The sequence below is a fragment of the Polaromonas sp. P1_G2 genome, assembly GCF_056405515.1.
Genome location: NZ_JBFUBY010000564.1, coordinates 1 through 871, shown reverse-complemented (window position 1 = coordinate 871; position 871 = coordinate 1). Strand labels below are relative to the sequence as shown.

2 protein-coding genes are annotated in these 871 nt (G+C 63.4%); both read right to left on the bottom strand.

Going from position 1 to position 871, the window contains the following annotated elements; genetic code table 11:
* Positions 1-224: 224 nt before the first annotated feature.
* Entirely contained in the window at positions 225-722 is a 498-nt protein-coding gene (locus AC1D0P_RS26195; RefSeq protein ID WP_477679394.1) for an N-acetyltransferase family protein, read from the bottom strand.
* A partial coding sequence (locus tag AC1D0P_RS26190; protein WP_477679395.1) for a carboxymuconolactone decarboxylase family protein occupies positions 719-871 on the bottom strand: 153 nt, incomplete at its 5' end. The genes AC1D0P_RS26190 and AC1D0P_RS26195, both read right to left, overlap by 4 nt.

The window sequence follows — 871 nt, the reverse complement described above, 5'->3', positions numbered from 1 at the left end:
GATCAGGGCCGGCGTTGTCTGAGCCGAAGGCGAGTTTAGCCGGACCCCGCTTGGCTCGAGCACCGCAGGTTGCCCGTAGCGAAGCGTAGGGACCCAGACTGCGGGTCGCCTTTCTTTTGCTTACTTTTCTTTGGCGAAGCAAAGAAAAGTGAGTCGCCGCCGGGCGACCCCGGCCAGCAACCTTAAGCAGAGGGCACTCCGTCGGAAACAAAAACAAAAACGACCTACCCCAAAGTCTTGAACATCACAAAAGCATCCACCAACCCCAACCTCAAATGCCGAAAAGCCCGAGGCAAAGTCGCCACCACCCCAAACCCCAACCTTTGCCACAACCGAACCGCCCGTTCGTTGGTCGACACCACCAGGTTGAACTGCATCGCCAGAAACCCCATGGCCAGCGCCTCGCGCTGCGAGTGTTCGCACATCGCCGACGCCAGGCCCTGCCCCTGGGCTTCGGGCGCGACCACATAACCGCAGTTGCAGACATGCGAACCCAGGCCGGGCTGGTTGGCTTTGATGAAATAGGTGCCGAGCACGGGTCCTTCGCCGTCGCGCACCACGTAGGTGGCGCGGGGCGCTTCCATCCATACGGCATGGATTTCGGCTTCGGTGCTGTCCGGCGAAAAAGCGTAGGTGTCGCCGGCTTCGAAGGTGGCGCGCAGCAGCGGCCAGACGGCCGGCCAGTCGGCTTCTTCGCAGCGGCGAATCTGTGTCGGGCTCATGGCTTGGGGGCGTCCACCACTTCGGCGGCCGTGCGGAAGGCTTCGACCGCGGCAGGCAGGCCGCAGTAGATGCTGGCGTGCAGCAGCACCTCCTGGAGTTGCTCCGGCGTCACGCCGTTGTTCAGGGCGCCGCGCACATGGCCCTTGAG

What these genes read in the sequence shown, in the direction of transcription:
- AC1D0P_RS26195 (WP_477679394.1), bottom strand. Translation starts at nt 722, where the DNA reads ATGAGCCCGACACAGATTCGCCGCTGCGAAGAAGCCGACTGGCCGGCC.